The 18,153-nt window shown below is 42.2% G+C and carries 15 protein-coding genes; 6 read left to right on the forward strand and 9 right to left on the reverse strand.

Going from position 1 to position 18,153, the window contains the following annotated elements:
* Positions 1-1,122 (forward strand): PilT/PilU family type 4a pilus ATPase, encoded by a 1,122-nt coding sequence (locus OEG80_RS11185; RefSeq protein ID WP_133103813.1) that lies wholly within the window; start codon positions 1-3, stop codon positions 1,120-1,122.
* 111 nt (positions 1,123-1,233) lie between these two features.
* Here OEG80_RS11185 and fur read toward each other — a convergent pair whose 3' ends face one another.
* Entirely contained in the window at positions 1,234-1,668 is a 435-nt protein-coding gene (gene fur, locus OEG80_RS11190) for a ferric iron uptake transcriptional regulator (RefSeq protein ID WP_011512663.1), read from the reverse strand.
* 324 nt (positions 1,669-1,992) lie between these two features.
* Here fur and OEG80_RS11195 point away from each other — a divergent pair, with 324 nt between their 5' ends.
* A complete protein-coding gene (locus tag OEG80_RS11195) occupies positions 1,993-2,409 on the forward strand; it encodes an outer membrane protein assembly factor BamE (RefSeq protein ID WP_263240878.1) in 417 nt (138 codons plus the stop codon).
* 25 nt (positions 2,410-2,434) lie between these two features.
* On the opposite strand, the gene OEG80_RS11200 is transcribed toward OEG80_RS11195, so the two are convergent.
* From OEG80_RS11200 to OEG80_RS11215, 4 genes are all read right to left on the reverse strand, one after another.
* On the reverse strand, positions 2,435-2,839 hold the full coding sequence (locus tag OEG80_RS11200) for an RnfH family protein (RefSeq protein WP_263240879.1): 405 nt from the start codon (positions 2,837-2,839) through the stop codon (positions 2,435-2,437).
* Positions 2,827-3,969, reverse strand: a complete 1,143-nt coding sequence (locus tag OEG80_RS11205) for a hypothetical protein (RefSeq protein WP_263240880.1) — start codon at positions 3,967-3,969, stop codon at positions 2,827-2,829. Before OEG80_RS11205 ends, OEG80_RS11200 begins: the two co-directional genes overlap by 13 nt.
* A gap of 256 nt (positions 3,970-4,225) precedes the next feature.
* Entirely contained in the window at positions 4,226-4,894 is a 669-nt protein-coding gene (locus OEG80_RS11210) for a c-type cytochrome (protein ID WP_011512659.1), read from the reverse strand.
* Between the two features lie 342 nt (positions 4,895-5,236).
* Positions 5,237-5,572 carry a c-type cytochrome gene (locus OEG80_RS11215; protein ID WP_263240882.1) on the reverse strand — a complete coding sequence of 112 codons (336 nt, stop codon included), beginning with the start codon at positions 5,570-5,572 and terminating at the stop codon, positions 5,237-5,239.
* Between the two features lie 411 nt (positions 5,573-5,983).
* Between OEG80_RS11215 and yihA the strand changes: the two genes are divergently transcribed.
* Complete coding sequence (gene yihA / locus OEG80_RS11220) at positions 5,984-6,754, forward strand: ribosome biogenesis GTP-binding protein YihA/YsxC (protein WP_084674207.1); 771 nt, start codon at positions 5,984-5,986, stop codon at positions 6,752-6,754.
* 107 nt (positions 6,755-6,861) lie between these two features.
* On the opposite strand, the gene OEG80_RS11225 is transcribed toward yihA, so the two are convergent.
* The 3 genes from OEG80_RS11225 to OEG80_RS11235 form a co-directional block, all read right to left on the reverse strand.
* Positions 6,862-7,566, reverse strand: coding sequence for an HAD-IA family hydrolase (locus OEG80_RS11225; protein WP_263240884.1), 705 nt, complete (start codon positions 7,564-7,566; stop codon positions 6,862-6,864).
* 135 nt (positions 7,567-7,701) lie between these two features.
* Complete coding sequence (locus tag OEG80_RS11230; RefSeq protein WP_263240885.1) at positions 7,702-8,718, reverse strand: RluA family pseudouridine synthase; 1,017 nt, start codon at positions 8,716-8,718, stop codon at positions 7,702-7,704.
* A 380-nt stretch (positions 8,719-9,098) separates the two neighbouring features.
* Positions 9,099-9,356 (reverse strand): hypothetical protein, encoded by a 258-nt coding sequence (locus OEG80_RS11235; RefSeq protein ID WP_149408895.1) that lies wholly within the window; start codon positions 9,354-9,356, stop codon positions 9,099-9,101.
* 564 nt (positions 9,357-9,920) lie between these two features.
* Here OEG80_RS11235 and OEG80_RS11240 point away from each other — a divergent pair.
* On the forward strand, positions 9,921-14,264 hold the full coding sequence (locus OEG80_RS11240; RefSeq protein WP_263240887.1) for an Rne/Rng family ribonuclease: 4,344 nt from the start codon (positions 9,921-9,923) through the stop codon (positions 14,262-14,264).
* Positions 14,265-14,382: 118 nt separating this feature from the next.
* On the opposite strand, the gene OEG80_RS11245 is transcribed toward OEG80_RS11240, so the two are convergent.
* Entirely contained in the window at positions 14,383-15,306 is a 924-nt protein-coding gene (locus OEG80_RS11245) for a DUF808 domain-containing protein (RefSeq protein WP_263240888.1), read from the reverse strand.
* Positions 15,307-15,707: 401 nt separating this feature from the next.
* Between OEG80_RS11245 and OEG80_RS11250 the strand changes: the two genes are divergently transcribed.
* Together OEG80_RS11250 and OEG80_RS11255 are read left to right on the forward strand one after the other, a co-directional pair.
* Complete coding sequence (locus tag OEG80_RS11250) at positions 15,708-16,565, forward strand: DsbC family protein (protein ID WP_263240889.1); 858 nt, start codon at positions 15,708-15,710, stop codon at positions 16,563-16,565.
* A gap of 214 nt (positions 16,566-16,779) precedes the next feature.
* Entirely contained in the window at positions 16,780-18,126 is a 1,347-nt protein-coding gene (locus OEG80_RS11255; protein ID WP_020442636.1) for a homoserine dehydrogenase, read from the forward strand.
* Positions 18,127-18,153: the final 27 nt, after the last annotated feature.

An 18,153-nucleotide genomic window follows, 5' to 3' on the forward strand; every position in this document is an offset into this window, starting at 1 on the left:
ATGGACATTGATAAACTTTTACAATTGATGATTAACAAAAACGGCTCTGACCTTTTTATCACTGCTGATGTCGCCCCTTCCATGAAAATCAATGGCAAAATACTGCCGGTTGGTAAAACGCCTTTAACTGCTGAGCAGACTATGAGGCTAGTTAAAGGCGTCATGACAGTCAATCAGCAAAAAGAGTTTGATGAGACCAACGAGTGCCAGTTTGCGATTACTGATCAGGCGCAGCAAGCACGTTTTAGGGTCAGTGCCTTTATACAACGTGATATGGCAGGGATGATTTTACGGAAAATCGAAAATAATATCCCTACTGTCGAGGAGCTACGCCTGCCCCCCTCTCTAAAAGAGCTGGCAATGAAAAAGCGTGGTATTATTTTATTAGTAGGTGCAACCGGTACGGGTAAATCAACCACCCTTGCGGCAATGATAGGACACCGCAATCAAAACTCGCATGGTCATATTATTACCATAGAAGATCCTATCGAGTTTGTCCATAAGCATCGTGGCTGTATTATTACCCAGCGCGAAGTCGGTATCGATACCCACTCTTTTGAAGCCGGTCTAAAAAACACCTTGCGCCAAGCGCCAGATGTGATTTTGATTGGTGAGATTCGCAATCGTGAAGTCATGAGTTACGCGATTCAATATGCTGAAACGGGGCATTTGGTCTTTGCAACCTTGCACGCCAATAATGCCAACCAAGCAATTGATCGTATTATTCACTTTTTTGAGACCAGTCGCCATAATCAATTGTTTATGGATTTATCGCTTAACTTACAAGCCATTATCGCGCAGCAGTTGATTCCAACGCCTGACGGTAAGGGACGCCGCGCTGCTATTGAAATTTTATTAAACTCACAGCTGATTAGCGATTATATTCGTAAAGGTGAGGTGCACGAAATCAAAGATGTCATGACGCGCTCACGTGATAGCGGTATGCAAACCTTTGACCAAGCGCTGTTTGATCTATATGAAAACGGTGAGATTACTTATAAAGAAGCGATTCTTCATGCAGACTCTCCCAATGATTTGCGCTTAAAAATCAAACTCAGCAGCAAAAATGGCGTGGCAAACTTGGATGAAGGCGCGGACAGTTTATCGTTAGATATTACTTAATGATGTATTTTTAATCATAGTTATTATTTTTTATGCCTAAGAAACCGTTATAAAAAAGCCCTCATCATATATAAGGGCTTTTTTAATTTTATCTCATCGATAAGTTGATGCTTACTTGACGCTGTCCTTACAGGCTTGGTCATCACAGATACCATATAGTACCAATGAGTGACCTGATAACTTAAAGCCATGCTCTGCTGCTACTTTAAGCTGCTCTTCTTCAATCACTTCATTATGAAATTCGACAATCTTACCGCAATTATCACAAACTAGATGATCGTGATGCTCTTCTTGAGTAATCTCAAACACGGATAAATTGTTTTCAAAGTTGTGACGCTCGACAATACCTGCCTGCTCAAACTGAGTCAGCACGCGATAAACGGTCGCTAAACCCACATCTTCGCCTTGCTCAATTAGCGCCTTGTAAACCTCTTCTGCGCTCATATGATGCAGCTTTGCGCTCTCAAGCAGCTCTAGAATTTTGATACGCGGTAACGTTACTTTTAGACCCGCTCTACGTAAGTCTTGATTGGTAAAAGAAGCCATAATATCCCTTCTGACTATGAAAGTCTTAACAAATAAGTTCAAAAAACATAAGGTAAATAATCATTAGTAGTGATGAATGGTTAATTGTAAAAAATCATCCTCATACAAAATCAGTCACTATCAAATATATTTCCAGTACATTTTTACTAAAAAATATGATTATAAGTATATGAATTTAAAATATTAATAATAAATGATGCAAGCGCACATTTGGTAAATAATGTCGTAAGTGGTAGGCAATTGCAAGTAAATGACGTATCATTTATCCAAGATTGTCGGTAAGACCAGCATCTACTGTGCTTAGCCGTACCTAACCCATTTTTTATGAGTCATCTTACCATGATAAAGACCCTAAATTTACGTCCGCTTCATTCTTCAAGCGTATTACGCAAGATTGTCATTACCAGCATATTGGGCGCCGCTGTTACCATGTCTGGCTGCTCGTTACTGAGTGTTTATAAGATTGATTTGCCACAAGGGACGCCTATTACTCAAACCCAAGCACAAAAATTACAAGTGGGTATGAATCAAAATCAGGTACTTTATCTTCTTGGTAGCCCAGCCATTAGAGATACCCTAGAGCCGAACCGTTGGGACTATATTTATGACTATCAAGCAGGGACTGAAGGTCAACGTAAAGGTATCGCTGACGTTAAAAACGCCAGTCAGCATCTAAAAGTTTATTTTAATAATAATGGCATAGTGACTCGCATTGAAGGTCTGGAAACTCTTCCTAAATAATCGCTTCGATAGCGAGCTTTAATCCTCAGACTCGAGATTTACTTTTGCGCTGAGACATAGGATCAGCGCTTAAGCTTCTATATACCTCTATCCGATCAAACGGCTGCAATTGATATTCAAGTGGCTGTTTTTGCGCATAGATGCCAACGTGCCAACGTTTGGCTGTCGGCACTGCCACATCAATCACCTCATCGCACCATTTTGCTAGTCCTTCAAACTGCGTTAACCAACCAGCTTGCTTCAATGCTGCATATAAGGTTGTGCCATCAGCTACTGACAAGGTTAGATAATGCTGATTCTGTGCATCTTCAGCATAGGCTAAATATACCGTTATCATAATAGCTTGTGGAACAGTGCCTTGCTGAACGTTGTCTTGTTGAGAACTATCCAGTGTGTTAATTTGAACCTCATCAGCTATTAGCTTAACCACTGCATCACCCAACCTATCAAGGCTAATAAGAGTGCTACGGGCACAATCAAACGTATCGCCACACGCCATAAATTATAAAAAGCTTCATTGCCAAAGTTTAAAGACTTACGCAAGTGACTAATTTTCATCTGCCAACCTGCAAAAACTGACAATAACAATACGGCTATCGTACTGATGATAACCAGTATACCTACCAGCCAAATAGTCGGTATGACAACGACCAACACTATCGCTATGACAGCCGTTATGACCAAACTGACCAGCAGTCCAAACTTATGCGCGAGCTGCTGCGTACTATAATGTAGCAAGTAACTGGCGACAAAAACCACCCCTGCCCAATACAGTAGCTGTCCGATTGGTGGTAGCGTCATACCACTGATAAATAAAGCCACCATCCCTACCAATAACTGTAACATCCAAATCGGTAGCACCAGCTTGGTTGCTCGATATTCGCTTGACGCCTGAGCACGAGAGGGATTTTGAGCATAGTGATTGTCTACGCCCACCGCTGTTACCGCTTGCTTAGTGATACGGTTTTGACCAAACCAATATAAGCCTGTACCTGCGCCAACACTGACAAGTGCTAGTGCAACTGCTCGTGCCCATTCTCCTAAGCTGATATTGGTCATCGCAAAGGTAATATTTGGCAAACCGTTTGCTACCCCAAATATCAATCCAATAAGCATTAATCCCAAACCAATCGGTAAGGGTGTCACACCCAACAAGCTTAACAATGCGGCAATGACCATCAAGCCTGCGGCAACCGCAAAGCTCGGCACTTCAGGTGTGCTATTTAAGTCTGTAAGTGCAGTCAACATACCCGTACTAGCACCTGATATCACAAGCGCTGCAATGATTATGGCTACGAGGGCAGCAAGCCAACCAAAGCCACGCCATAAGGCGCTGGCATCTGCCTCTCGAGTGAGCTTTTGCATACCCGCTAAAGGTGCCTCAGCACTACGATAAGCCAATGCTATCTCAGCATAAATGACCGGTAGCGAGACCAGCACCATAGCCAATAGCCACAACAGCCAAAAATCAATCTCTCCTATTGACACCGGTGCAAACCAGCGAAAAAGCAATAATGGTAGCAGCGCTGCAATAAAATAAGAAGCATAGCGAATCATCATAATTTATATCCAAGCGATTCAAGGTGAGTGACATTGAGTAATATTAGTTAAGCATAAATAACTTTTAAGCTTTTAATCGTCAAATTGATATATAGGCGATTTATTTTTATAAAGTAAAGTACTACTAATATGCCATTATATAAGGACTGACAGTTATAAAAAAACCCCGAAATCGGGGTTTAATAACTCAGTTAAAACCAATGTAGAAAGCGCTTTTCTTAAGAATAGCAATGAAGAGCACCAACTTTATCTGATATTAGTGAATAGCACTCACATAATCTGACAAGATACGGATATCACGATCTGACAGTTTAGAAGCAACGGTCTGCATCATGCCCATCTCGCCTTCTTTTGCAGCATCATTGACACGCTTTTGCTCGTCGCTATCGATATCATCTACACGACCAGCGGCACGGAAAAGCTTCAACTGAGTGGCGATATATTCAGCATGCTGTCCACCTAAACGTGGAAATGCTGCCCATACGTTACCCGCTGCGTCTGGACCATGACAGCCCGCACAACCGATGACACCGCGTGACTTATCACCACCTAAAAATAACTTGCTGGCTTCTTGCGTGGTTGCAGGATTACCGAACGCCACACCCCAAGGTTTCTGGCTTGAGTAATAACCTGCAACGTTGGCTAAATCTTGCTGCGATAAATTGGCCACTTGCGACTGCATGATACCGTTTTTGCGGTAGCCTGCTTTAAAATTGACCAATTGCTTATATAAATACTTAACGTTTTGACCACCAAGATTTGGCTGGGCGGGCACAGGGCTCACACCATCAACACCATGACAAGCAGCACAGACAGTTTCTGCAATTTGTTTGCCAGCATTAAGATCATATTCAGGAACAGTGATAGCAGCTTGTACGCTGAAACTTGCAACACATAAGCTGGCGGCAGCGATTAACTTTTTCATTGATACAAATCCTACTAACTCGATGTAAGCATTGTTTAGAGTGATTGCATTATGTAGACGCATTATATTCACAAAGCCATTATTTAGTTGCTAAGCCGTATATTCTATCGTCTTTATCACAAGCAGCACGAAAGTACTTACTAATATCAGGGTTTATTTTGGATTATTATAGCAAGACTTTTTACTATTTGCCTACTTAATCGTAGCATTGGGTAGTTTTCCCCCTTACTGACTCAATCTCTGGTTTATAAAGGGCAAAAAGCGCAAAAGGTTCTAGACCCTTGCGCCTTATTTATATGTCTTAGCAAATAGCTAATAAAGATTTAATAGATGTTTGGCTAATTATTTGCTCATATATTCAATCAGCTTACGATAGTCATCATTGCTACAATCTTCGCACAACCCACCAGCTGGCATCTGAATCATACCATTTTTAACCGAACTAATAAGTGCAGGCATGCCTTTTTGTTTTATTAGCTGCTGCCATTTGGCACTATCGCCTTTTTTAATCGCATTCAAGGCACCGCTGTCATGACACGCAGCGCAGGACTCATTATAAGTCGTTGCAGTACTAGCCGCCCCTGCACCAGCTATCATAGCTGCACTAATGATAAGCGCGCTAACACTGCTAACTAAAAAGCGACTGCCTTTGGCAAAAATCATGGTCATCGATAACATAAGACACCTCCATTGGCTCATTCGTCCAGACGTTTGCTTCATTGCTTCTGTGCCTTAACATCTGTGAATAAACCTATTCTGATAGAGATTGTAACAATATATGTCAAATTAATATATATGAATATAGTTTAACTTTGTTAATACGCTTGGATAAAGAATCGAAAAATGAGTTATTAGCCGCCTATCAATTACGTCTCTACTGTAATTAATATGCGGCTAATAACCGTTATTTCAATAACTAAGCGCATTAATAGTATAGAATAGTCAGTAATTTAAAGCCCTTATTTTATGAAAGATTGATAGTTGGTTATTAGTAGCCAAAGATGCTGTGCTATTGACCGAGCAATTGCAAAATCTTTTACTATTTTATCTAAATTTAAGTATCTAAATTTTAACCGTAATGAGTCATTTATGAGTACCCCGTTCAACGATGTCGCCGCCAAGCATGCGGCTTTTAATACCAAAGCCCGTCAGCGTATTCAGCAAACTGAATTTATGATGTCAGCACCAACCTTTCGCCTGTGTCCTGCAGATATAGGCTTAGAGGTGGCATTTGCTGGTCGCTCAAACGCTGGTAAGTCTTCTGCCATTAATGCGCTTACCAACCAGCGCCAATTGGCACGCTCATCTAAAACGCCTGGTCGTACGCAGATGATTAACTTTTTTAATGTTGGTGATGCTGATAGACGATTGGTAGATTTGCCAGGTTATGGCTATGCCGCTGTACCGCTTGAGATGAAAAAAGAATGGCAGGTTGAGCTAGAAGAGTACTTGGTATCGCGCTCAAGCCTTGCAGGTCTGGTTCTGATGAGCGATATCCGTCATCCATTGAAGTTCTTTGATGAGCAAATGCTACGTTGGGCAAAAGATGGTGAGCTGCCCGTTCATATCTTGTTAACGAAAGCAGATAAGCTAAAGTATGGTGCCTCTAAAAATGCGTTGCTTAATACTCGTAAAAGACTGAAAGAACTGGGTCTGAACTGTAGTATTCAGCTATTTTCAGCCTTAAGAAAAGAAGGGCTGGATGAATTAGCAGGGGTTATGGGCAACTGGTATGAGTATCAGCTAGATGCAGACAAAATTATCGAGTCCTCTTTTGCATTGCTAGAAGGCGATGAGCTAGAAGACGCAATCGAACAGGATGCGCTTCAAAAAGACAGCTATCAAGAAGACAGCAAATAAATCTCATATCTTTCAATGAAAAAGGGTTTATCGTTATTATCGATAAACCCTTTTTTTGTTATCATTTTTTACCATTTAAGCAGATTATCATTTACGCCGATTTATATTTAAGCACATAATAATTGTGCCAACGCTTGTGGCGTGTCCACCTGATATGTGGGCTGCTGTGCGGCAAGCTCGTCGCTGCTGGCGGTACCATAATTAACTGCAATACTGGTCATGCCCAGACTGTTTGCCATTTGAATATCATAAATGCTATCACCGATAAATACAGCATCAGAGATTTGCTGTTCGGTATATTGTAAAATATCCGTCAGCATTTGCGGGTCAGGTTTGGAGCCTGCTTCATCCGCACAGCGCGTCATAACAAAATAATGATGGCTATCTGAAGCGTCCAAAACACGATCTAGACCCTTACGTTTTTTACCTGTCGCAACTGCAAGCTGACGATTTTGCCGCTGCAAGGTTTGTAGCATATTTTCTATCGGCGCAAAGAACGGTGTACGCTGGCTGTTAGCAATATAATAATCTGCGTAACTTTGTTGAATTAACAGTTTTTGCTTATCGCTTGAATACGGATATAAAAGCTCAATGCCCTTCATTAAACTTAACCCAATAATATCTTTGACGGCCTTATCAGTTGTCTTGAAGCCATGTGCCTCACCTGCTATATGCATAGCTTCAACAATCAAGCCAATCGAATCCATTAGCGTACCGTCCCAATCAAATATGATTAAGGTCTTATCGGCTAAATGATGCGGGTTGGCTGACTGAGAACTCTGAGCAGGAATCATTGTAGTAGTTTGGCTCATAAATAGACCTTTATGAATAATCATAATAAATGGCAGATAGCAAAACGTCACGGCGACTTATGTTTCATAAGCTATCGTGACGTTTAAATCTGATGCTTAACATAGCATCTAATCAAAGCTTGTTTAAGCATCAGATTATTTAGGCAAATTGGCTTTAATCTCTTCTGGCATCCAGTCGAGCATCTCTTCTGGTAAAGGCGCAGTGATAGTCTCATAACCAGGTATATCTAGGCGCCACGCATGTAAGCACAGACGATGCACGCCAGATTTATCATGTACATTGTACTTATCATCCCCTAAGATAGCATGACCAATGTGCGCCAAATGTACACGAATTTGATGGGTACGTCCGGTGAGCGGCTTGGCTTCAATCAAGCTAACAGGCTGCTCAGCAATCATAAAACGACCATGAACGACGATATCAGTCTGACTCTCTTTGGTTTGCGGGTCTTGTGCATCTACCTTAACGCGGCGCTCACCGCTTGCAAGCGTATAACGCAACAATGACGCATCGATACGTTGTTCGTTAAGTGCAGGCTGACCTTTTGCAATACATAAGTAATGCTTTTGAATGGTTTTGTCGACCAGATGTTGCTGCAATACTTTAAGTGCAGAGCGTTTTTTAGAGATCATCAATAAACCTGAAGTATCTTTATCGATACGATGCACCAGCTCTAAATACTTCTTGCCTGTGACTTCACGCATGGCTTCAATGACACCAAATGCAAGACCACTACCGCCATGAACCGCAATACCTGATGGTTTATTAAGCACAATCAAGCCTTCATCTTCGTAGACCACACGTGCCAATAAGCTTTTGGCAAATTCGGTACTGATGATAGGTTTTTCGCGAGTGGCGAGTACCACTGGCGCAATGCGTACCACGTCTTCACGCTGCACTCTGTCATGAGCCTTGCAGCGCTTGTTATTAACGCGAATCTCATCTGAGCGAATCATTTTATAGATATGCGGTTTTGGCAAACCTTTTAAGCGATTAAGCAAAAAGTTATCCAAGCGCTGGTCGTGCTGATGACGCGTGACTTCAAGGTAATTGACCTTGCCGAAGTTGCTAATCTCATCGTCAGCACTTTGTGGGCGCGTTTTGCTATTAAAGATAGCTGGCGCTTCGTGGATAGGTTCGTCGTTTGTCATTTTTGAGTTCGTCATTTTTAGTTAGGCAATTACATAAAGATTTGCTATAGTTTAACATGTTGAGCGCCAATTAAGCAGAGGTTGAGACAATAATTCATTGCTAATTGATTGTTGTTTTAGGTGGAAAATATCGATTTTATGACTGGCTAATCACTTGTCAATACAATCGGCTGACTCATACATCCTATGCAAGCTCGGCGCTTCATCTGATTTTAAGGGTGTTATAGCAACAGATATACTTTATAATACCTAATAAATTGAAAGAACATGACTGATATTTATCAGTAAAAAAATTTTTTTAGTAAAAGCTATTTATTCTTATGAAGCATTTCTTACAGAATATTATGACAATAGATAGTATCGACTTGATAAATATGGCATTAGCCTTTTATTAAGCGATAACCAACCATATACCCTTTACTCACTACCCGCATGATAACGACTTGATTTGATGATTTATTATCTAACAGTCCTTTAGCCGCGTGCAGTTGAGCAAGTATGGGTCGTTGAGAGTGCAATCGAGTATTACCCTGTAAACCTCGATAACTGCCTGAGTATTGGTGGTCAAACAGAGGACGATAAGTAGAATAGACATGAGACACCGTGCCGATAAGCCGGTCATTTATTCTGTTTGCCAAGTACGCCCCGCTGATGACTAACGCAGCAAGAACTCGCTTTGAGACGCCCAAGATATTATTAACGTTATATCCAAAAGAACGATAAATAAAGAATGACCAATTGCTTGACCTAGATGGATAACTGCTGAATCGTACTGTTTTATATAGTCGACAGCAATATTATTGCTAGACTTTGATTGATTGTGCCAGCACGATGCTTTTTTGGTATCAGTAATACCTTTATATATCAGTAACCATGCGCCGCTATGACAAAATGACAAAGTGCGCTGACCACCAATATGGTTCAAAATACTGATAATAAACGATCACTAACCTGCTTATGCATTAATCGCTATAACAAGCCTGCTTATATTAAGATATAGACATAGACTTACACCCTATACCTTCTATATTGAAGTTACTATCACTGGTCCAAAGTTAAGCTTTCGAAACGCGTTTCTGCGCTTTATTTACGTTCTTTCGTTAATTTATATCTGTTTATGCTGATTTTGTTATTAGCAAGTACTTGCCACTTTACCCTAAAGCCTGTCTTTTCGTTATTATGCGTACTCATAGGATACTATTATGAAACGCATTTTAATCAACGCCACTCAAAACGAAGAAATTCGTGTCGCCTTATGTAAAGGTAACCATCTTTACGATTTCGATTTAGAAAACCGTACCCGCGAACAAAAAAAATCTAATATTTATAAAGGCCACGTGACCCGTGTCGAGCCCTCGCTTGAAGCGGTATTTGTCGAATATGGCTCACAGCGTCAAGGCTTCTTACCGATTCGTGAAATCTCTGCCGAATATTTAAGCGGAAATCCGCGTGATGAGAACATTAAAAAGCTGATCAAAGAAGGTGACGAGCTCATCGTCCAAGTTGAAAAAGAAGAGCGCGGCAATAAAGGCGCTGCCCTTTCAACTTATGTGTCATTGGCTGGTCGTTATCTGGTATTAATGCCAAACAATCCTCGCGGCGGTGGCATCTCGCGTCAAATCTCAGGCAAATTGCGTGAAGATATGAAACGTATGCTTGGCAGCTTAGATCTGCCAAAAGGCATGAGTGTTATCATACGTACTGCTGGTATTGGTAAAACCCAAGAAGACTTGCAGCACGATTTAAATCATTTGCTAAACATCTGGCAAGCCATTCAAGAACAAAACCAAAAATATCCATCACCGCGCCTAGTGCATCAAGAAGCGGGCGTCGTTACGCGTGCTGTCCGTGACTATCTACGTGATGACATCTCTGAGATTTGGATTGATAACGAAAACGCTTATATTGAAGCGGCGGGCTTTATCGATGCTGTGATGCCAAAACAGGCTGAAAAACTACGCAAATATACCGATTATGAGCCGATGTTTTCGCGCTTTAATATTGAAAAACAGATTGAAACTGCCTATCAGCGTGAAGTTCGCCTACCATCAGGTGGCTCAATTGTTATCGATCAGACAGAAGCATTGGTATCTATCGATATCAACTCTGCTAAGTCTACCAAAGGTTCAGACGTTGCTGAAACCGCTTACCATACCAATCTAGAAGCCGCCGATGAGATTGCCCGTCAATTGCGCCTGCGCGATATGGGCGGTTTGATTGTCATCGATTTCATTGATATGAATGACAACAAGCATCAAAAAGAAGTTGAAAAACGTCTGATTGATGCCACCAAATATGACCGTGCCCGCGTTCAGTTTGGTGATATTTCCAAGTTTGGTTTGATGGAAATGAGCCGTCAGCGCCTGCGTCCTTCATTAGAAGAGTCAACCGGTTATATCTGCCCACGCTGTCATGGTAATGGCATGATTCGTGACCTGCGTTCATTGTCATTATCTATCATGCGTCAGATTGAGCAAATCGCGCTAAAAGAGCGTCAAGGTGAAGTTCAAGCAGAAGTACCGACTGATATCGCAGCGTTTTTGCTGAATGAGAAACGCGACAGCTTAGTCTATCTTGAGCAAGACAGTGGTACGCGTATCACTATTTTGCCGCATGCGCACTTAGAGTCGCCAAACTTTAAACTTCACTTTAATCGCGATGGCTTTGCCCCGTCAAGCTATGAGCGTATCACCGATACTCAGCTGCAAGAACATAGCGAGCTTGGCTACAATGTTGATTGGCAAACGGCTGAAAAAGAGCGCCCTGAGCAACAGCCAACTCGACAGCCTCGTCAAGCTGCGGATAAAAATAGCAGCGATCAAGTGCAGGCTCGTCCTAACGTCCAGCAAAGTACGCCTACGCAGCAGCAACAGAATAGCACCAGTCATAGCAATGAACATCGCAGTAATAACAATAGTAGCAATGTGACATCAGCACGTGCGCCACAGACTAAAGAGACTCCAAGCGTTCAAAACCCTCAGAGCTCTCAAAACATTGTGACCCCATCAGCGCCAGTAGCACCACAACCTACTGCTATTGCCGCTGCACAGCCACAAGCAGTTGCTTGGTTGTCTAATTTATTTGCGCAAGCACCGCAAGCTCAAACCACATCGAGTATTAGTAGCCGAGACGCAGCTGAAGCTATTGAAGCATTGGTCAATACCGGAGCACAAAGTCTAGGCTCGTTTGGCCAAGTGGATAATACGGCTTTAGCGAACAATGACAATAGTCAAAATACTGCAACGCCTCAGCCAGCAACTAATCAGCAAAGTAGTAATGAGCAGAATCGTCAACTGACACGTTCTGCTGAGAGTAGTACTGATGATAGCAGCGATGCTGAAGAAAGAAGAAGACGTAAACCACGCAAATCAAGACCATCTAAGCCGCGTCAAAGAAAAGAGCAGGCAGATGAAACTGAGAATAGTGCCACTAGCAATACGACTGACAGCAGCGCTAGCACTGATGACAAAGCTAATAATCAAGATAAACGTCAGCAGGATAATAGACGTCATAACGATCGTAATCGCAACAATCGCCAAGACAATAATCGTAATACAAATGAAGACAACGCTAATCCGACCAGTGCTAATGTAACCAGTGTCAGCGACAGCAGTCGTTCTGACAGCTCTGATAATGTAGTAGAAGAGCAAACTCGTACTAAGCGCAAATCGAACAGTCAACGTGGATCACGTGGCAAGCTTGAGCGCGGTGAAACTTTAACGGCAGCTGATTCTAAGCAAAACAATCAGCAAGCCCCTAAAAATGCTAACAGCAACAAACACCAGTCTAATGCACGTCGCAACCAAGACCCTAATGAAGTAGTATTACAGGTGAATGAAGCTACTAGTGAGCTCAAATCACCAGAAGTGGTACATTTGTCATTAGATGATAGCAAGTCTACTACATCACGCCAAGCGACTCACAAGCAAGCAGTAATTGAAAGTGATACTGATGCTGAAAAAGAGCGTTCAGAGAATAATAATGAGCAACGTGCGGATAAGCAAAAGTCCGTCGATAACAAACCAGCTCAAAAAACTTCTAAAACGATTGATACCAGTAGCGTTGCATCTGATAACACACAACAAAGTAGCGTCCAAGCTAAAACTTCTGAAAAAGTCTCTGCACACGTCAATACTACTCAGATCGATCAAGTAGAAAAAAGCGCTAATCCCAACAAAGTGGATCAACCTACTTCGAAAGAAGACGATAAAAGCGGCGATAAAATTAGTGGCCACAAACCTGCTGTAGATGAACGAGCTAATACAAAAATTAGCATGGACAGTGAAGCCGAGAATACTGCATCAACTCAAGAAGTGGTAGCGGTGCAAGTAGAAAAGGCAGCGCCAATCGAAACCACTCAGAAGGCTCATGTTGCTGAAAATACTGCCGAAGAAAATGTGGTCGTGGATTCTAACGAAGTTGCTGCCGAGGATAGTAGCAGTCAGGCAGTACTTGAGCTTAGCCGTGATTCTTTATTTTCTGAACGCTACGTTGCGGCAAATAAGTTTGGTCAAGCCAGTAATGACCCACGCGTCGTACGTCTTCAACAGGTGCAAGCATCATTTGCTAAAGCGTCTCACGCAAATGAGCAAGATGTGCAAGTTAGTGAACGCGCGCCTACCATTCGTGGTACGGTTGGTGAATTTATCCGTGCAACCTTAGCAGAGGCAGAAAATCGCTTAGCGACAGACGGTGTCATCAGCTGCTTTAATGCTGCTATCGCTAAGCATCTAGAGCAGAAGCTAGTTAAAGACAGCGCTGACAAGCAAGTGGCTATTAAACCAGTTGCTCATAGCGACTTTGACTTTAGTAACTACGGCTATCAGCCTTTAGCAGCGGACTACATTGCACGTTTTGAGTCAATGACAAAAGCCGTCAGTCAGTTTGCAGCGTCCCAAGGTAAAACCTCAGTAGAACCCCGTGCTATCAGTAAACGTGCTAGCAACGATCCACGTGGTCAGCATCCTGATTATAAAGAATCAGCGGTATTGGCGGTTACTGATGCGGCAAATAACGAGCCCGTTCAAACGGGCATCGATATTGATGCGCATGAAGTAGAAGCCGGTGCTCTGGCCAATCAAGCTCAAACAGAGGCTGTCAGTGATCAAAGCAAGCAGTTATTAGATACTGAGCAAACATTAGCAGAAGTAGATGCAGTGCAAGCTCATATCGAAAGCAATGATATCGAAAGTATCAAAAGTGTCGAAAATGATGTAGCTGAAATCAAAATGACCGACGTCGACGCTGCTGAGGCTGCAAACGTTACTGTCGAGCAAAGTGAGACTGTACAAGATGCTGAATCAATAGTAGCGCCTTCTCTGAAAGACGACAGTCAAGCAGCCAAGTCAAAAACGACCATAGCCAGTTATAAAAACATGATTGAAAATGTGGCAGAGCAATTACTACCACAAAAAGGCATGTTCAACTTAACAACGCCTAAAGTACCAAAGGCTCGTGCCCGTAAGCCAAAAGCTGACCATAAAAAGCCGACGCAAGCTGAAAAACTTGAGTCAGATGATTCAGATAACTCAGATAGAGAGAGCTAATCGTAAGTTAACCCTGTCTAAAAAGCAAAAGCCCCAAAGTTGTCAGCAACTTTGGGGCTTTTTTTATTGGATTGAATATAAGAGCTTATTTAATATTGTTGATTAATAACTAAAGCTATTAATGAGCAGCAGATTCATCATTGTTGCGTATTTTACCAATAACCGTCAAGAGTGCAACGATGATCGCACCAATAATAAAGCCAATGACACCATTCAATAAGGCGGTAGTGAAACTTTCAAAGATACCGGTCAAATGGGCAATATCTTCAACACCATGATATAAGAAATTAATACCATGCACTAAGATACCACCACCGACTAAGAACATCGCCAAGGTACCAGCGATAGATAGAAATTTCATTAATTTGGGCGCTGCGGCAAATAAAACCTTACCGACCTTTTGGGTAAATGCGCCTTCTTTTTCCATCATATGTAAACCAACATCATCAATCTTGACAATACCAGCAACCAGACCATAAATACCAACGGTAATACTAATCGCTAAAATAGACAGCACCAAACTGCGCTCTAGCAAAGTTGCGCTAGCAGTGGCACCCAGTGCAATCACAATGATTTCTGCTGATAAAATAAAATCGGTACGTATTGCTCCTTTGATTTTCTCTTTTTCAAAAGCAACCAAATCTACCTTTTCATCAGCATTGGCTTTTCGACGAGCTTCTTGCTCTTCATCATGCGGTAAAGCATGTGGCCAAAAGCGGTGAATGACTTTTTCAGCACCTTCATAAACTAAAAACAACCCACCACACATCAATAAAAACGTAATTAATGGCGGGTAAATGGCACTGATAAGTAACGCCGCTGGGACCAAAATGAGCTTATTAATAAATGAGCCTTTGGCAACCGCCCAAACAACGGGAAGCTCACGGTTTGCTTTGACGCCTGAGACTTGCTCAGCGTTAAGCGCTAAGTCATCACCCAACACCCCTGCTGTTTTTTTGGCGGCGATTTTTGTCATGACTGAGACATCATCCAATATCACGCTGATATCATCAAGTAAGGTTAATAAACTGGCACCTGCCATAGTTGCTCCTTAAGCTAAATTGCTTCAATAAGTAAATTTTCAAATAACAGATGACTCTGTCATAAAATATGGTCAGTCACAAAACACAGCTATAAGCAGTAGCCTACCTAGACATAAAATGATATGAAATAGCACAAATGTATTTTATTTATATTTTCTTAACGAATAGCTACAAATTGTGTATTTAATAAGACCGTTATACAGGCTTTCGCGGTTATTTATAAAAATATGCTAATATGAGGCTGATTATTAGTTATCTTTTGTTATCAATAAACTGTAAAAATTTATTACCTCTTATAGCTCGATCTAGTCATCATGTTAGATCAAAATTCCAAAAAATCTTCATTACCTTTTTGCTACCAAAATCTTGATTAGGCATGACTGCCTAAAGGAAACATCCCATGTTCTTAGCGCCTTTTTCTAAAACCAATCTCAACCGTGATACATTTTCTCGCAGTCCTCTTACTCGTGTTATGAGTGCTGCCTTGCTGGTTATCATTGCAGCTGGCTGCTCTAATAATGCAGCAGATGCGACCAGCAATACAGATCTTGTCAATAGCAGCAAAGCCAAAACGAGTACTGCTGCGGTTTCTAAGGACAGCGATGCCAAAGTAGTAAAGTCTTTGCAAGCCAATTTAAAGGCTTCTGGTATTGAAGAGACTATCCTCTCAGCTGTACCAACCGATATGACTGGTATTTATTGGGTGACAGCTGAAGGATTGCCTTCTTTTTTTACGGATAAGGCGGGCAAGCATATTATTCAAGGGCAAATCATCGCAGTTGGTGCAGAAGCGCCTGTAGATATTAGTGCCGAGTTGTTGGCCAGTACTGCCCAAGAAGCGTTAAAAGCAGTCGATAAAAAAGACATGGTTATTTATCCAGCAAAAGGCGCGACTAAAGCTGTGGTTTACGCCTTTACAGATGCAGATTGTGGTTATTGCCGTAAATTGCATGAAGAGATGGATGATATTAATACACGTGGCATCGAAGTACGTTATTTGGCATGGCCACGTAGCCAAGAATCAGTGCCAAAAATGGAAGCTATTTGGTGTAGTCAAGATCGTAAGGCGGCAATGAATCAGGGGAAAGCTGGCGCCGATGTGCAAGCGCCTAGCTGTGCCAATCCTGTACAAGAACAGATGGCATTAGGGGCAAAACTTGGTGTGCGAGGTACGCCTGCTATCTTTACTGAAGCAGGACAGCAAGTAGGCGGCTATCTACCTGCAGCTCAATTGGTAGAAGCAGTTGGCGCTAACTAAAGACGGTTACATGATTTAAGTATTTGTGATATGTATGACGGTGGCGACATTGTGTAGACGTCACAACTGCTTATCGGTATGATAGGATGAAGCGCTAGGCAAGCTTAGCCATATAATTTCTATATAAGCGCTTATTTATGTTAGTGATTCTTGTAGTTTCAAGATCTTTCATAGCAGCGTTTTTTATCCCACTATTTAATCTCTTGAGGATCCTGTGAGCAAATCCATCAAACTAGCGATACTTGGTTTAGGCACCGTCGGAACGGGCGTGGTCAATCTAATCAATGATAATTTAGATGAACTAAAACGTCGTAGCGGACGCGACATTGTGATTACCGAAGTTGGTATTCGTCGTCAGCGTGATGACATTAATCCCAATATTATGCAAAACAGTGATCTGATGGCAACTGCTGCCAGTGACAATGTCGATATTGTCATCGAATTGATTGGCGGTACGACCCTTGCAAAAGACGTTATTATGCACGCCATCAAAAATGGCAAGCATGTGGTGACCGCCAATAAAGCGTTATTGGCTGAGCATGGTAATGAGATTTTTGCTTTTGCTGAACAGCATAATGTTCATGTCGCCTATGAAGCAGCTGTAGCAGGTGGTATTCCAATTATTAAGGTCATGCGTGAAGGTTTAGCTGCCAATAAAATTGATTGGCTAGCGGGTATCATTAATGGTACGGGCAACTTTATCATGACAGAGATGCGCGATAAAGGTCGCCCTTTTGCCGATGTACTGAACGAGGCGCAAGCACTTGGTTATGCTGAAGCAGACCCTACTTTTGACGTTGAAGGTATCGATGCGGCGCACAAGCTGGCGCTACTCGCCTCTATCGCCTTTGGTATTCCATTGCAGTTTGACAAAGTCTACTGTGAAGGTATTACCGGTATTACTTTGCAGGATGTCAATTACGCTGAAGAGCTTGGCTATCGTATCAAGCACTTGGGCTTTGCAGTTCGCCGTGCAGGAAATGGCAGCGGGGACGACAGCGCCGGTATTGAGCTGCGTGTACACCCAACGCTGATTCCACAGAACGCCCTGCTTGCTAATGTTAATGGCGTAAAGAATGCCGTACTGGTGAACTCTCACCCTCTCGGTCAGACGTTATATTGCGGTGACGGCGCGGGTGCAGGCGCAACGGCTTCTGCAGTGATGGCAGATGTGATGGATTTAGTGCGTGTATTGGGATGTAAAGATGCTGACCAACAAAACAGCAATGGTCATCATGTACCGCACTTAGCTTTTATCCCTGAAAAATTGTCAGATACGCCGATATTGCGTGCTGAACAAATGATCACCGGATATTACCTACGTGTCCATGCGTACGATAGCCCTGGTGTGTTGGCAGATATTACCCGTATCTTGAGTGATGCTGGTATCAATATCGATGCTATTTTACAAAAACCGGCGCATAAGCTTGGGCAAGTGCCAGTGATTATTTTAACGCTGCCAGTGGTTGAGAGTCAGATGAATCTTGCCATCGAAAAAATCGAGAAGTTAGACACCATTACTGATAAAGTAGTACGCATACGCTTAGATGAGCTGGCGTAAAAATATGCTTTAATCAATCAAATATGT

It is taken from the genome of Psychrobacter sp. SC65A.3, from assembly GCF_025642195.1.
GTDB lineage: Bacteria > Pseudomonadota > Gammaproteobacteria > Pseudomonadales > Moraxellaceae > Psychrobacter > Psychrobacter cryohalolentis.